The 12,876-nt window shown below is 57.3% G+C and carries 15 protein-coding genes; 9 read left to right on the forward strand and 6 right to left on the reverse strand.

Going from position 1 to position 12,876, the window contains the following annotated elements; translation table 11 throughout:
* The first annotated feature begins 23 nt into the window (after nucleotides 1–23).
* Nucleotides 24–320 (forward strand): DNA-binding transcriptional regulator Fis, encoded by a 297-nt coding sequence (fis, locus tag ACL2XQ_RS23450; protein WP_410013309.1) that lies wholly within the window; start codon nucleotides 24–26, stop codon nucleotides 318–320.
* A gap of 74 nt (nucleotides 321–394) precedes the next feature.
* Here the strand turns inward: fis and ACL2XQ_RS23455 are convergent, their stop codons facing one another.
* The 5 genes from ACL2XQ_RS23455 to cspA all read right to left on the reverse strand — a co-directional run bounded on the left by ACL2XQ_RS23455 (nucleotide 395) and on the right by cspA (nucleotide 2,674).
* A complete protein-coding gene (locus ACL2XQ_RS23455; protein WP_410013308.1) occupies nucleotides 395–1,084 on the reverse strand; it encodes a hypothetical protein in 690 nt (229 codons plus the stop codon).
* Nucleotides 1,085–1,218: 134 nt separating this feature from the next.
* The gene (locus tag ACL2XQ_RS23460; protein ID WP_413721550.1) at nucleotides 1,219–1,365 is read right to left on the reverse strand and encodes a hypothetical protein; all 147 of its coding nucleotides are present in this window, start codon (nucleotides 1,363–1,365) and stop codon (nucleotides 1,219–1,221) included.
* A gap of 88 nt (nucleotides 1,366–1,453) precedes the next feature.
* Nucleotides 1,454–1,840, reverse strand: a complete 387-nt coding sequence (locus ACL2XQ_RS23465) for a carboxymuconolactone decarboxylase family protein (protein WP_413721551.1) — start codon at nucleotides 1,838–1,840, stop codon at nucleotides 1,454–1,456.
* Nucleotides 1,841–1,843: 3 nt separating this feature from the next.
* The gene (locus tag ACL2XQ_RS23470; RefSeq protein WP_413721552.1) at nucleotides 1,844–2,206 is read right to left on the reverse strand and encodes a MerR family transcriptional regulator; all 363 of its coding nucleotides are present in this window, start codon (nucleotides 2,204–2,206) and stop codon (nucleotides 1,844–1,846) included.
* A gap of 255 nt (nucleotides 2,207–2,461) precedes the next feature.
* Nucleotides 2,462–2,674 carry an RNA chaperone/antiterminator CspA gene (gene cspA, locus ACL2XQ_RS23475; RefSeq protein WP_410013305.1) on the reverse strand — a complete coding sequence of 71 codons (213 nt, stop codon included), beginning with the start codon at nucleotides 2,672–2,674 and terminating at the stop codon, nucleotides 2,462–2,464.
* Nucleotides 2,675–3,261: 587 nt separating this feature from the next.
* Here cspA and ACL2XQ_RS23480 point away from each other — a divergent pair.
* The 4 genes from ACL2XQ_RS23480 to ACL2XQ_RS23495 all read left to right on the forward strand — a co-directional run bounded on the left by ACL2XQ_RS23480 (nucleotide 3,262) and on the right by ACL2XQ_RS23495 (nucleotide 7,436).
* Nucleotides 3,262–4,287 carry an amino acid ABC transporter substrate-binding protein gene (locus ACL2XQ_RS23480; RefSeq protein WP_410013304.1) on the forward strand — a complete coding sequence of 342 codons (1,026 nt, stop codon included), beginning with the start codon at nucleotides 3,262–3,264 and terminating at the stop codon, nucleotides 4,285–4,287.
* A 78-nt stretch (nucleotides 4,288–4,365) separates the two neighbouring features.
* The gene (locus ACL2XQ_RS23485) at nucleotides 4,366–5,544 is read left to right on the forward strand and encodes an amino acid ABC transporter permease (RefSeq protein ID WP_410013303.1); all 1,179 of its coding nucleotides are present in this window, start codon (nucleotides 4,366–4,368) and stop codon (nucleotides 5,542–5,544) included.
* Between the two features lie 15 nt (nucleotides 5,545–5,559).
* Entirely contained in the window at nucleotides 5,560–6,666 is a 1,107-nt protein-coding gene (locus tag ACL2XQ_RS23490) for an amino acid ABC transporter permease (protein ID WP_410016718.1), read from the forward strand.
* An 8-nt stretch (nucleotides 6,667–6,674) separates the two neighbouring features.
* A complete protein-coding gene (locus ACL2XQ_RS23495; protein ID WP_410013302.1) occupies nucleotides 6,675–7,436 on the forward strand; it encodes an amino acid ABC transporter ATP-binding protein in 762 nt (253 codons plus the stop codon).
* Nucleotides 7,437–7,460: 24 nt separating this feature from the next.
* On the opposite strand, the gene ACL2XQ_RS23500 is transcribed toward ACL2XQ_RS23495, so the two are convergent.
* Nucleotides 7,461–8,633: an ROK family protein gene (locus tag ACL2XQ_RS23500; RefSeq protein WP_410013301.1), complete on the reverse strand. Its 1,173-nt coding sequence runs from the start codon at nucleotides 8,631–8,633 to the stop codon at nucleotides 7,461–7,463.
* Nucleotides 8,634–8,896: 263 nt separating this feature from the next.
* On the opposite strand from ACL2XQ_RS23500, the gene ACL2XQ_RS23505 reads away from it, so the two are divergent.
* From ACL2XQ_RS23505 to ACL2XQ_RS23520, 4 genes are read left to right on the forward strand one after another with little or no spacing between them, the layout of a single operon-like run.
* Nucleotides 8,897–10,150, forward strand: a complete 1,254-nt coding sequence (locus tag ACL2XQ_RS23505) for an extracellular solute-binding protein (RefSeq protein ID WP_410013300.1) — start codon at nucleotides 8,897–8,899, stop codon at nucleotides 10,148–10,150.
* Between the two features lie 10 nt (nucleotides 10,151–10,160).
* Entirely contained in the window at nucleotides 10,161–11,063 is a 903-nt protein-coding gene (locus ACL2XQ_RS23510) for a carbohydrate ABC transporter permease (RefSeq protein ID WP_410013299.1), read from the forward strand.
* A complete protein-coding gene (locus tag ACL2XQ_RS23515) occupies nucleotides 11,060–11,899 on the forward strand; it encodes a carbohydrate ABC transporter permease (RefSeq protein WP_410013298.1) in 840 nt (279 codons plus the stop codon). The genes ACL2XQ_RS23510 and ACL2XQ_RS23515 overlap by 4 nt, the downstream gene beginning before the upstream one ends.
* 24 nt (nucleotides 11,900–11,923) lie before the next feature.
* A complete protein-coding gene (locus ACL2XQ_RS23520; RefSeq protein ID WP_413721553.1) occupies nucleotides 11,924–12,874 on the forward strand; it encodes a carbohydrate kinase family protein in 951 nt (316 codons plus the stop codon).
* The last annotated feature ends 2 nt before the right edge of the window (nucleotides 12,875–12,876 follow it).

The raw sequence follows: 12,876 nt of genomic DNA on the forward strand, positions 1-12,876 counted from the left end.
TAGAAAAAAGAGCTGACAGAACTATGTTCGAACAACGCGTAAATTCTGACGTACTGACCGTTTCCACCGTTAACTCTCAGGATCAGGTAACTCAAAAACCGCTGCGGGACTCGGTGAAACAAGCACTGAAGAACTATTTTGCTCAATTAAACGGTCAGGATGTAAATGATGTGTATGAGCTGGTACTGGCTGAAGTAGAACAGCCACTGTTGGACATGGTCATGCAATACACCCGTGGCAACCAAACCCGCGCGGCCCTGATGATGGGCATTAACCGCGGTACACTGCGTAAGAAATTGAAAAAGTATGGTATGAACTAATACCACTGCTAACTGAATAAAAATAAAGGCGTTATTGGGCAACCAATAACGCCTTTTTATTGCCCTGCCGTCGGCTATTTAACCCATTGGCCGCGTCCGGCCGGCAGCGCCGCCAGGCTTCTTGCCATTGCGCGTCGATACTGTATTGCCGCCACCAACGCCAGGAACGGCAGCGACAGCTCCAGAAATTCTTCCTGCGAGGTTTGCAACGCCACCAGCCATTCAGGCGCGTGCCAGCCGAAAGTGCCCTTAATCATGCCCAGGGAACGGTCGATAATGTTGGTCAGCCCAATCAGGAACACAAAAGTGGCGATGGTCACCGCATGGGCTTTGCCCATGCGCACCGCGCGCAAAACAGGCAACGCATGCCTGACCAGCAGATACAGGCAGGCAACGACAATAGGCACCAGCGACAGCACGGCGTACAGCTTATCAAGCGTGGGCAGGGAACCGGTCCAGAAGCGCAGTTTAAGCATGCTCATATGATCGATATATTTATGCAGGTCCGCCTCGCGCGCCATCATCGCCAGCAGCGCCACGATGACGGCGACACGGGTGCGCCGCCGGCATAGCGGCAGGGGCAGCAGCGCCAGCGACAGGACGGCGATGCCGTATCCCACCAGAGTCAGGTTTTCCACCAGCTGCCCCTCTTCGACCAGATGCACCAATATGTCGGTGGGCATCAGGCACCATAGGATCAAGGTGAACAGGGACACGCCGACTGCCAGCCAGACAGAAAAGCGAGGGGTATCAAGAAAGGACATGGCGCCATCTCTAAAAAAAAGGAAACCATTATTACCGGTAGCAACCTATTTTTTTTAACAATCCATGCGCACTCATTACCCGTATTAATCTGTTTTGCCGTTTCCATCACAACATGTGCCCTCCAGCCAGGCGGTCAGCCCATCTTCACCGGCAGATCCGGCGATGCCGGGGACATGGCTATCGGCGCGCTACCCTGCTGCCGCAGCGTTTCCAGGTACGCCCGCTCGCGCCGCAGCCTGCTGCCGGCCGTTTCTATCCTCCCCGGATATAATTTACGCATAGGCTTATCACTCACTGTACCCGCCATTGCGCCGTGTTACTTCATCCGCCTCCCGCAGGACTAAGCGATCGGCAACGATACGGGGATATCAGGATGGATTAAACACCGTTTTCGCCACAAACAGCCCATTCAACGCCGCCGGGAAGCCCGCGTATATCGCCATCTGCATAATGATTTCGGTGATTTCCTCACGCGTTAACCCTACGTTCAGGCCGGCCTGGATATGGACGTTCAACTGCGGCGCGCAGTTGCCCATCGCCGTTAGCGCGGCGATGGTGGCGATTTCACGCGCGCGCAGGTCAAGCCCGGGACGTGAATAAATATCGCCAAACGGAAACTCAAGCAGATAACGCGCGAAATCGGGCGCGATATCGGCTAAGGCGTCAATCACGTTTTCTCCGGCGCGGCCGTCGATAGCGGCTAAGGCTTTTTTACCCTGTTCCAGTCTGGATAGGGTTATATTCTGTATCGTCATACATTATTCCTCGGTAACGTTGGCGTCGGTATAACCGGCGATTTTAGCGTCGAGGACGAGCAGTGAGGATTGCAGTTCCGTGATATGCGCCCGTACCTTTTGGCGATGCGCCTCCAGCAGGCGCCGGCGATCGGGTAGGGTTGCCGTGCCGCCGTCGCGCAGGGCGGCATAGCGCAACATGTCGCGTATCGGCATGCCGGTAGTTTTCAGCCGCTGCAAAAAGGAAATCCAGGGCAGGATGGCGCGGTCGTAATAACGCTGTCCGGCATCATCCCTCCGGGCATACGGCAGCAATCCAATGCGTTCGTAATAACGCAGGGTATGGGCTGTCAGCCCGGTTTTTTTTGCTATATCACCGATCTTCATATCTGTCCTTATTTCGTCCCGACCTTACCCATGCTAAGGGTTAGAGCGCGCGCTAAGTCAAGCGACAAAACAGGTTTTGATCAGGCGGTGGTTTCTGGGGACGAAAAAAAGCCCCGACGATGTCGAGGCTCTTTAATTCATTGTCAGGTTCCGGATGCTTTGGATTTTCTGGCGGCTGCGCCGCGCGACCAAAGGGCTATTCGTTTAAGAATGTCCGGTAACCTGCTTCTGCGTGGTTATGGCTGAGTAATTAAATTACAGAGCAACAACGTTGGCAGCAGACGGGCCTTTCTGGCCGCTTTCAATGGTGAATTCAACGCGCTGACCTTCGTCAAGGGTTTTGAAATCATTGCTCTGGATGGCAGAGAAGTGTACGAACACGTCTTTGCTGCCGTCAGCAGGAGTGATGAAGCCGAAACCTTTACCAGCGTCAAACCATTTAACGATACCAGTCATTTTGTCAGACATAGATACTTCCTTCATAATTATTTGTGCCACAATGTGGCGTGGTGAATAGGTCTGTTTGCCAGGGAATACTTACTTATGGGCACTTAAGAAGGAAATTCGTCGAAGAAGTGATGGTCTGCTATCGCTTTTACTTGAACAACTTTACTAAAATGACTTACATAAATAGGTCTGTACTACAAACCGTTGACGCTATTTACTCATAAAACCCCCCGCCGCGCAAGCTTTAATTATCAAATGAATTTTTAAGGTGCAATGACTGCACCCAAGGCGATGTTGCGCCCGCATCCCATGCGCCCAATCAAGGCGGTTCGACAACAATTTTTGCCAACCCGCTCCCAGATAACGGAACCCGGGGCGTCATAGTGGTGCGTCCGCCGAATCACTGCACTATATTTGTGCATAACTGTCCCGTTTTGGCGCGGCGCGGCTGTTAATAAAGTGTGAGTTCACCCGCCAGGCAAGCAACTGCCAGATTGGCATCCCCTTTGCTATAGAGGTAACTGGCACTATGCCAACAGACAGGATGGATGCGCAGCGAAAGTGCATCAAAACCACTGGCTTTAATTTTCTGCCTCACAGGATGCTTTATGAAAAAAATGATGATTTCCACCTTGGTTGCCGCAGCCACCCTTTTTGCGATAGCCAATCAGGCACATGCAGGCGCGACGTTGGACGCGGTAAAGAAAAAAGGTTTTGTGCAATGCGGTATCAGTGACGGTTTGCCCGGCTTTTCTTATGCCGATGCCAGCGGTAAATTTACCGGTATCGACGTGGACGTCTGCCGCGCCGTCGCCGCCGCCGTCTTCGGCGACGATACCAAGGTCAAATACACGCCCTTGACGGCAAAAGAGCGTTTTACCGCGCTGCAATCCGGGGAAGTGGATATCCTGTCGCGCAACACGACCTGGACCTCGTCCCGCGATGCGTCCATGGGCATGGTGTTCGCCGGCGTGAACTATTATGACGGTATCGGCTTCCTGACCCATACCAAGGCCGGACTGAAAAGCGCCAAGGATCTCGACGGCGCTACCGTCTGTATCCAGGCCGGTACCGATACCGAGCTGAACGTAGCGGATTATTTCAAAGCCAATAAAATGCAATTTACCCCCGTGACCTTCGATCGTTCCGACGAAAGCGCCAAGGCGCTCGAGTCCGGCCGCTGCGACACCCTCTCTTCCGACCAGTCACAGCTCTACGCGCTGCGTATCAAGCTGGGCAAGCCCGACGATTATGTCGTACTGCCTGAAGTGATTTCCAAAGAGCCGTTGGGACCGGTGGTGCGTCGCGGTGATGAAGATTGGTTCACCATTGTCAAATGGTCGCTGTTCGCCATGCTCGATGCCGAAGAAATGGGCGTGACCTCGAAAAACGTCGATCAGCTGGCGGCCTCGCCGGCAACACCCGATATGGCCCATCTGCTGGGTAAAGAAGGTAACTTCGGCGAACAGCTGAAGCTGCCTAACGATTGGGCATACAAAATCGTTAAACAAGTAGGGAATTACGGCGAAATTTTCGATCGTAACGTCGGCGCCGGCAGCGAGCTTAAAATCAAGCGCGGCCTGAATGCATTATGGAATCAGGGCGGCATCCAGTACGCGCCGCCGGTACGTTAATACCAGCCACAGTGCGAGAGCGCCGGCGTAGTCCGCCGGCGCTTTTCCAGCAGATAAATTTATACTGAGGCTTTGCGCATGCAACAACGCCAAACCGTAAAAGGTGCCTTTTCGTTGACCAACCCTGCGGTTCGCGCCTGGGTCTACCAGATACTGGCCGTGGTGGTGGTGGTAGCCTTTGGCGGCTATATCCTGCACAACACGCTGACTAATCTCAGCAACCGCGGCATCACGTCCGGCTTTGGTTTCCTGCATGACGCCGCCGGTTTCGGCATCGTGCAGCATCTTATTCCTTTCGAACAGGGCGATACCTACGGACGGGTGTTTATCGTCGGGCTCCTCAATACATTGCTCGTCTCCGCACTCTGTATCGTGTTCGCTTCCCTGCTCGGCTTTTTTATCGGCCTGTCGCGACTGTCGGAAAACTGGCTGTTACGTAAACTGTCGACCATCTATATCGAGACTTTTCGTAATATTCCGCCGCTGCTGCAAATCTTTTTCTGGTATTTCGCCGTGCTGCGCAACCTGCCCGGTCCGCGCCAGGCGGTTAATGCCTTTGACGTGGCCTTTCTCAGCAACCGCGGCCTTTATATGCCCACCCCGATGATGGGCGAAGGCGCAGCCGCCACCCTGGTTGCGCTGGTTGCCGCCATCCTGGCGTCGGTTATCCTGTTTCGCATTAACCGCCGCCACCAGATGGCCACCGGCGAACTGCGCCGCAGCTGGCCCTGGATTGTCCTGCTGTTGATTGCGCTGCCCGCCGGCGCGCAGTGGCTATTCGGCGCGGCCCTCCATTGGGATTTGCCGCAATTGCGCGGGTTTAACTTTCGCGGCGGCATGGTGCTTATCCCCGAACTGGCCGCCCTGACGCTGGCCCTTTCGGTCTATACCTCCACCTTTATCGCCGAAGTCATTCGCTCCGGCATCCAGTCGGTGCCCTTCGGCCAGCATGAAGCGGCCCGTTCGCTGGGGCTGCCTAATCCGGTCACGTTAAACCAGGTTATCCTGCCGCAGGCGATGCGCGTGATTATCCCACCCCTGACCAGCCAGTACCTGAATATCGTCAAGAACTCCTCGCTGGCGGCCGCCATAGGTTACCCGGATATGGTCTCGCTATTTGCCGGGTCGGTGCTCAACCAGACCGGCCAGGCGATTGAAACCATCGCCATCACCATGTCGGTCTATCTGGTTATCAGTTTGGGGATTTCGTTCTTAATGAACATTTACAACCGGCGTAAAGCATTGGTTGAGCGCTAAGAGACCTTCATGACCATGACAATCAATCCCCATGAACCCGTAGCGATAGCGTCGCGCAGCCGGCTGGCACTGGCTATGCTTTGGATACGCCAGAACCTGTTTTCCAGCCTGTCCAATAGCCTGCTGACCCTGTTTTGCCTGTGGCTGCTGTGGATTATTATCCCGCCCATGTTCAACTGGCTGATATTGCAAGCCAATTGGGTGGGCACCACCCGCGCCGACTGCACCCGCGACGGCGCCTGCTGGGTCTTTATCCACGCCCGCTTCGGCCAGTTCATGTATGGCCTGTACCCCTTCGACCAGCGCTGGCGCATTAACCTGACCCTGGTGGTCGGATTGCTGAGCCTGCTGCCGATGTTCTGGAAAGGCATGCCGCGTCGCGGACGTTATATTGCCTGCTGGGCGGTGTTGTTCCCCATTTTTACCTGGGTGATGCTGTATGGCGGCTTTTTCGGTTTATCCCGGGTGGAAACCCGTCAATGGGGCGGGTTGACCCTGACGCTCATCATCGCGGCGGTGGGCATTGCGGGCGCGCTGCCCCTGGGCGTGCTGCTGGCGCTGGGCCGGCGGTCGAAAATGCCGGTGGTGCAATGGTTTTGCATCATATTTATCGAGTTCTGGCGCGGCGTGCCGCTGATCACCGTGTTGTTCATGTCGTCGGTCATGCTGCCGCTGTTCCTGTCGGAAGGGACCAATATCGATAAGCTTATCCGGGCGCTGGTAGGGGTGATCATGTTCCAGTCGGCCTACGTGGCGGAAGTGGTGCGCGGCGGCCTGCAGGCCTTGCCCAAGGGCCAGTACGAGGCGGCCGAATCGCTGGCGCTGGGTTATTGGAAAACCCAGGGGCTGGTGATCCTGCCGCAAGCCCTGAAAATGGTGATTCCCGGCCTGGTCAACACCATCATTGCGCTGTTTAAGGATACCAGCCTGGTGGTGATTATCGGTTTATTCGATTTGTTCAGCAGCGTGCAGCAGGCCACGGTCGACCCGGCCTGGCTCGGGATGTCGACGGAAGGGTATGTCTTCGCCGCGGCAGTCTACTGGATTTTTTGTTTTAGCATGTCCCGCTATAGCCAACATTTGGAAAGGCGCTTTCAAACCGGGCATTCCTCCACCCATTGAGGTACATAATGAGCGACAATAACGCCATCCAGTCTGACCGTTTGATGATTACACTGGAAAACGTCAATAAGTGGTTCGGTCAGTTCCATGTATTGAAAGATATCAATTTGCAGGTAAAAGCCGGCGAACGCATCGTGCTGTGCGGCCCTTCAGGTTCGGGCAAGTCCACCACCATCCGTTGTATTAACCATCTGGAAGAGCATCAGCGGGGCACCATCGTGGTGGACGGTACCCTTTTGAATGACGATCTGCGCAATATCGAACGCGTGCGTACTGAAGTGGGCATGGTGTTCCAGCATTTCAACCTGTTCCCGCACCTGACGGTGCTGCAGAACTGCACCCTGGCGCCCATTTGGGTGCGCAAGATGCCGAAAAAAGAGGCCGAGGAGCTGGCCATGCATTATCTGCAGCGGGTGCGGATTGCCGAGCACGCGCATAAATTCCCCGGCCAGCTGTCCGGCGGCCAGCAGCAGCGGGTGGCTATCGCCCGTTCGTTATGCATGAAGCCGAAAATCATGTTGTTTGACGAACCCACCTCGGCGCTGGATCCGGAAATGGTCAAGGAAGTGCTCGATACCATGATCGGCCTGGCCAATGACGGCATGACCATGCTGTGCGTGACGCATGAAATGGGCTTTGCCCGTACCGTCGCCGATCGGGTGATCTTTATGGATCGCGGGGAGATCGTCGAGCAATCCGCGCCGGACGAGTTTTTCACCCAGCCGAAATCAGAGCGCACCCGCGCCTTCCTGTCCCAGATCCTGCATTGATCGACCACCGGGGCGCCGCCCCGGTTATTTCAGCAGCACCTCGTATTGCGGATTAAACTCATCGAATATCGGCAGCGCCGCGGCGCCCAGCGCGGCGGTGTCGGTACCGTTCAGCCCAATCCTGACGCGGTGGCCGTCGCTGTATTTGCTGCGCACCGAGCGCAGCAGCGGATGCAGGCGCCCGACAATTTTTTCCACCAGCGGCTGTGGCATTTGGCCGCCGATAATCACCGCTTCGGCGTCGAAAATGCATTCGAGGATATTGATTGCCTGCCGGGTTGCCGGCAGGACCGCGTCGATCCAGCGGTCAAAGCGGGCGTGTTCCACGTGCAGCAGGTCCCCGGGCATGGCGATCATGGGATCCAGCCCGCAGGCCTCATAAGCCGATTGCAGGGATAAATAGCGTTCCAGGCAGCCATGATTGCCGCAGGAGCACAGGCGCCCGCCGGGCTGCACCACCATGTGGCCGACCTCGCCGGCATTATGCGCATGGCCGGTGTAAATATGGCCGTCGGTGAAAATGCCCGCGCCCAGGCCAGTGCCGATATAAAGATAGATAAACGAATCCAGCTGCTTGGCAATGCCGTGGAACCGCTCGCCGATGGCGGCCACCGTAGCGTCGTTCTCCAGGGTCACCGGCAGGCCGGTTGCCGTCGTCAATTCCGCCACCACATCGACATGTTCCCAGCCGTGCAGGGTGGTGGGTCCTTCGGACGATAGGCCCTCGACGCCAAACGGCCCCGGCATCACCACCCCGATCCCCAGCATTTTGCCCCAGTCGACCGGCGCCTGCTGCTTCATCTCCGCCAGCAGCTCTTTGATCAGCGCAAGCGTTGCACCGGGCTGGGGCTTTTGCACCAGGCAAAGGCGCCGGAAGCGGACATTGCCGGTAAGATCGACCAAGACCATCAGCAGGGTCTGGTGATCGAGATGAATGCCTATCGAATAAGCGCTGTCCGGATTCAGGGTCATGGGTACCGCCGGCTGGCCGCGGCCGCCGACATGGCGTGGCGCATGGGAGGAGAGAATGCCGGCCTGGCCGAGCTCGGCCGCGATATTGGATACGGTCTGCGGCGTCAGCGCCGTCAGGCGCGCCAATTCCGCCCGCGTCAACTCGCCGTTTAACCGAATGGCCTCGATAACCACGCGCCGGTTATGCGCCCTGGCATGTTCCAAATTGGTACCTGATGTTCTCATGAGTCCATACCCCTCACTGCCTGTGGCGCCAGTATGTGTGCTTGTTATAGAGCAATCAAATTGATTTATTAATTCCCGGGCAGTGTTTTCGGCATGGCTATTGCAAGTTTCTCTGCAGGATAGCGGCAATTGTTGCCAGGTATGTTAAGAGAATGTGGCGCGATAGCGATCACAAGCTGAGAAGTTAAGCATTGCTTTCGTCTATTAAAGCAATCAAATTGATTTAATTACCCACACGCAAACCATCTGATCCCGGAGAGAGCATGAACATAAAGACCTTCTACCCCGCCCTGACGCTCTGCGCATTGTCGGTCCTCTCGCTGGGACTCCCGGCACAGGCCCAGGCGAAAACCCAAATCAACGCGCTGTTCATGACCCAGGCCGCCTACAGCGAAAACGATATCCGCGCCATGACCACCGATTTCACCCAGCAGCATCCGGATATCGACGTCAACCTGGAATTTGTCCCCTACGAAGCCCTGCACGACAAAATCGTCGCGGCGCGCGGCGCGGGCGGCAATGGGTACGATGTGGTGCTGTTCGACGCCATCTGGCCGGCGGAATTTACCAAATTCGGCCTATTACAGGATGTCACGGCACGGATTAACGCCGACGACAGCAAAAAGATTTTCCCCGGCGCTATGAGCACCGTTACCTATCAGGATAAGGTTTGGGGCCTGCCCTGGATCCTCGACACCAAATACCTGTATTACAACAAGGCGATGTTGAGCAAAGCCGGCATCACCACGCCGCCGCAGACCTGGCAGCAGGTGGAGCAGCAGTCCGAGATTTTAAAGCAAAAGGGCATCGTGAAGTATCCGCTGGTCTGGAGCTGGTCGCAGGCGGAAGCACTGATTTGTGATTACACCACGCTGGTATCAGCCTTTAAGGGCGACTTCTTTACCGCGGGCAAGCTGAATTTCAGCAACCCGGGCTCGCTGCAAGCGGTAAATTATATGAAGGAAACACTGGATAAGGGCCTGACCAATCCCAACTCGCGCGAATACCTGGAAGAAGATGTGCGCAAGGCGTTCTCCAACGGCGACGCGGCCTTCGCGCTCAACTGGACCTATATGTACAACATGGCCAACGACCCGAAACAGAGTAAAGTGGCCGGCGACGTCGGCATAGTGCCGGCACCGGGCGCGCAGGCCGGCGGCGTTTCGGCGGTCAACGGCTCGATGGGCCTGGGCATTGCCAAGGCCAGCCAGCATCCCGAGCAGGCATGGCAATATATCAGCTATATCACCTCGCAGCCGGTACAGGATAAATATTCGCGCCTGAGCCTGCCCATCTGGAAATCCTCCTATGATGACCCCAAGGTGCAGCAAGGTCAGGAGCCGTTAATCGCCGCTGCGAAACAATCCCTGAATGTCATGTTGTCCCGCCCGGCCATTCCCGCCTATTCGCAGTTGTCCAACGTGCTGCAGCAAAACCTGCAGCAGGTGTTGCAGAACCAGGCTACGCCGGAAGCGGCCATGCAGGCGGCGACGAAAGGCGCGGAACGTTTGCGTTAAGGATTTAGCCATGCTCAGTTTGCCGCAACGTGAGCGTCGTCAGGCATGGGTGCTGCTGGCGCCCATGCTGGTGATGATGTTTTTGCTGACCGCCTGGCCGCTGGGCCGGACCCTGTGGCTCAGCTTTACCGACGCCGCGCTGATTGGCGGCGGCGCCGTGCCCGCTTACGTGGGTTTCGCCAACTATCTGTATGCGCTGACCGACCCGGACTTTCTGGCGGCGCTGGCGCGCACGCTTTATTTTACCCTGGTGTCGGTGGCCTTTGAAGGCGTTATCGGCGTACTGGTGGCCCTGCTGCTGAACCAGAAATTTTACGGCCGCGGCCTGCTGCGGGTGCTGGTAATCCTGCCCTGGGCGCTGCCGACCATCGTTAACGCCATGATGTGGCGGCTTAATTTCAATCCCGATTACGGCAGCGTCAACGCGTTGCTGACACAAACCGGTGTCATCGATCGTTACCGCAGTTGGCTCGGCTCCCCCGACTCGGCGATGAACGCGGTGATGATTGCCGATATCTGGAAAAACTACCCGCTGGTGACGCTGCTGACCCTGGCGGCGCTGCAATCGATCCCGGACGATCTGTTCGAGGCCGCGCGTATCGACGGCGCCTCCGCCTGGCGGCGATTTCGCGCCATCACCCTGCCGGCCATCCTGGCTCCACTTGGCGTGGCGCTGATCTTACGCACCATCGACGCCTTTAAGATCTTCGACATTATTTATGTCATGACCCGGGGCGGCCCGGTGGACAGCACCAAGACCCTGAGCTTTTTCGTCTATCAGGAATCGTTCAGCTACCTGCGCGCCGGCAGCGGCGCCGCCTATGCCATCCTGATGACCATTCTGTGCGGGATTTTGATTGCCGTTTACATGCTGATGCTGTCCCGTCAGCGCCGCCGGGGAATAGAATCATGAAACGCAGGATCCGCATTGTTTTACGCTACGCGGCGGCGGCGCTGCTGGCGATAACCATACTGGCGCCCATGCTGTGGCTGTTTTTAATGAGCGTCAGCTCGGCGGCGGATTTAGCCCGCATCCCGCTGGAATGGCTGCCGCGACAATGGGACTTCAGCCGCTACGCCCGCCTGCTATCGCTGGCGCCGGGCCAGCCGGGCGCGCTTTTCCTGCACGCGCTGGCCAACAGTATGGTGATTGCCACCGGCGCGACGCTGATTTCGCTGCTGCTGGCCGTGCCGGCGGCGTTCAGTTTTTCCCGCTATCCCGGCCGTGAGGGCTGGTTGATGGGCAGCCTGGCTATTTATATGGTGCCGCCGGTGGCGTTTGTCCTGCCGCTGTATTTTGTTTTGCAGCAGTTGTCGTTACTGAATACGCATCTGGGACTGGTGTTGGTGTACTGTTCGCTGATCCTGCCTTTTCTGACCTGGATGCTGAAAAACCAGTTCGACGCGCTGCCGCTGGATATCGAACAGGCGGCGCGCCTCGACGGCCTGCGTTTTTGGCAGGTGCTGTTGCGCATTACCCTGCCACTGGCCAAACCGGCCGTGGCCGCCTCGGCGGTGTTTGGCTGGCTGCTGGCCTGGGATGAATTTTTCTATGCCTTGCTATTTACCAACAATATCCAGGCGCAAACGCTGCCGGTCACTATCGCCGGGTTTACCGCCGGCCGGGCCACGGACGACGGGCTTATCGCCGCCGTCGGCATCCTGGCCTCGGTACCGCCGCTGTTTATCGCCATCTGGCTGCAAAAATCCCTGGTCAGCGGTTTAACCAGCGGCGGCAGCAAGGGCTAAAAAAGGGACGAACTGGATACCTTCATGACAACATCCGCGATCGACGCCACGCTGTATGTGGTGGGCAATATCAATATCGACCTGATTATGGGCACCCTGCACCATTGGCCCGCCCGCGGAACCGAGGCGATGCTGGAACACAGCGCCATGCGGCCCGGCGGCTCGGCCGGCAACTGCGCGCTGGCGCTGGCGGCGCTCGGCACGCCGCACCGGGCGGTGGCCAATCAGGGAGACGATCATTTTTCTTCCTGGCTGGCGGGTTATTTTACCGCCAGCGCGCCCTTCTGGCCGCGTTATGCCTGCGAAACCTCGCTGACGGTGGGCCTGACCCATCCTGATAACGAACGCACCTTTTTCAGCAACCAGGGACATATCGTGCGCCTGACGCGGCAAGACGTGCTGATGCAGCTGCCGCCGCAGGCGACGCCGGGGGATATCGTCTTATTATGCGGCACCTTTCTCTGCCTGCGGCTGCTAAAGGAGTATCCGGAGCTGTTGGCTACGCTGCGCCGCCGCGGTTTTCAGGTGGCGGTGGATACCGGCTGGCCCCCCGACGGCTGGAACGAGCGCCTGCGTAGGGATATCGCCCGCTGGCTCGGTTACTGTGACTATTTATTATTGAATGAAGTGGAAACGCTGGGCCTGGCGGACAGCGGCGATCTGGCGCTGGCCGGAAAAACGCTGGCGGCGCAGCTCACGCCCGGCGGCGCCTGCGTCATCAAGCGGGGCGCGTTGGGTGCCACGGTATATGAGAGGCAGGGGGAATTTTCCCACGCCGCCGAGCAGGTCGAAATCAAAGATACCATCGGCGCCGGCGACAGTTTTAACGCCGGTTTTCTCAGCGCCCTGCTGTACGGTTATAACCGCCGCCAGGCGCTGCGCTGGGGCATTCGTGTCGCCGGGCAGGCCATAGGCAGCTCGCCGCGTCAGTATCCTGACCGGGCATCCCTTCAATCCCTTGCCGGTGAGGAATAATC

The sequence above is a fragment of the Sodalis sp. RH14 genome (genome assembly GCF_047324285.1).
Taxonomy (GTDB): domain Bacteria; phylum Pseudomonadota; class Gammaproteobacteria; order Enterobacterales; family Enterobacteriaceae; genus Acerihabitans.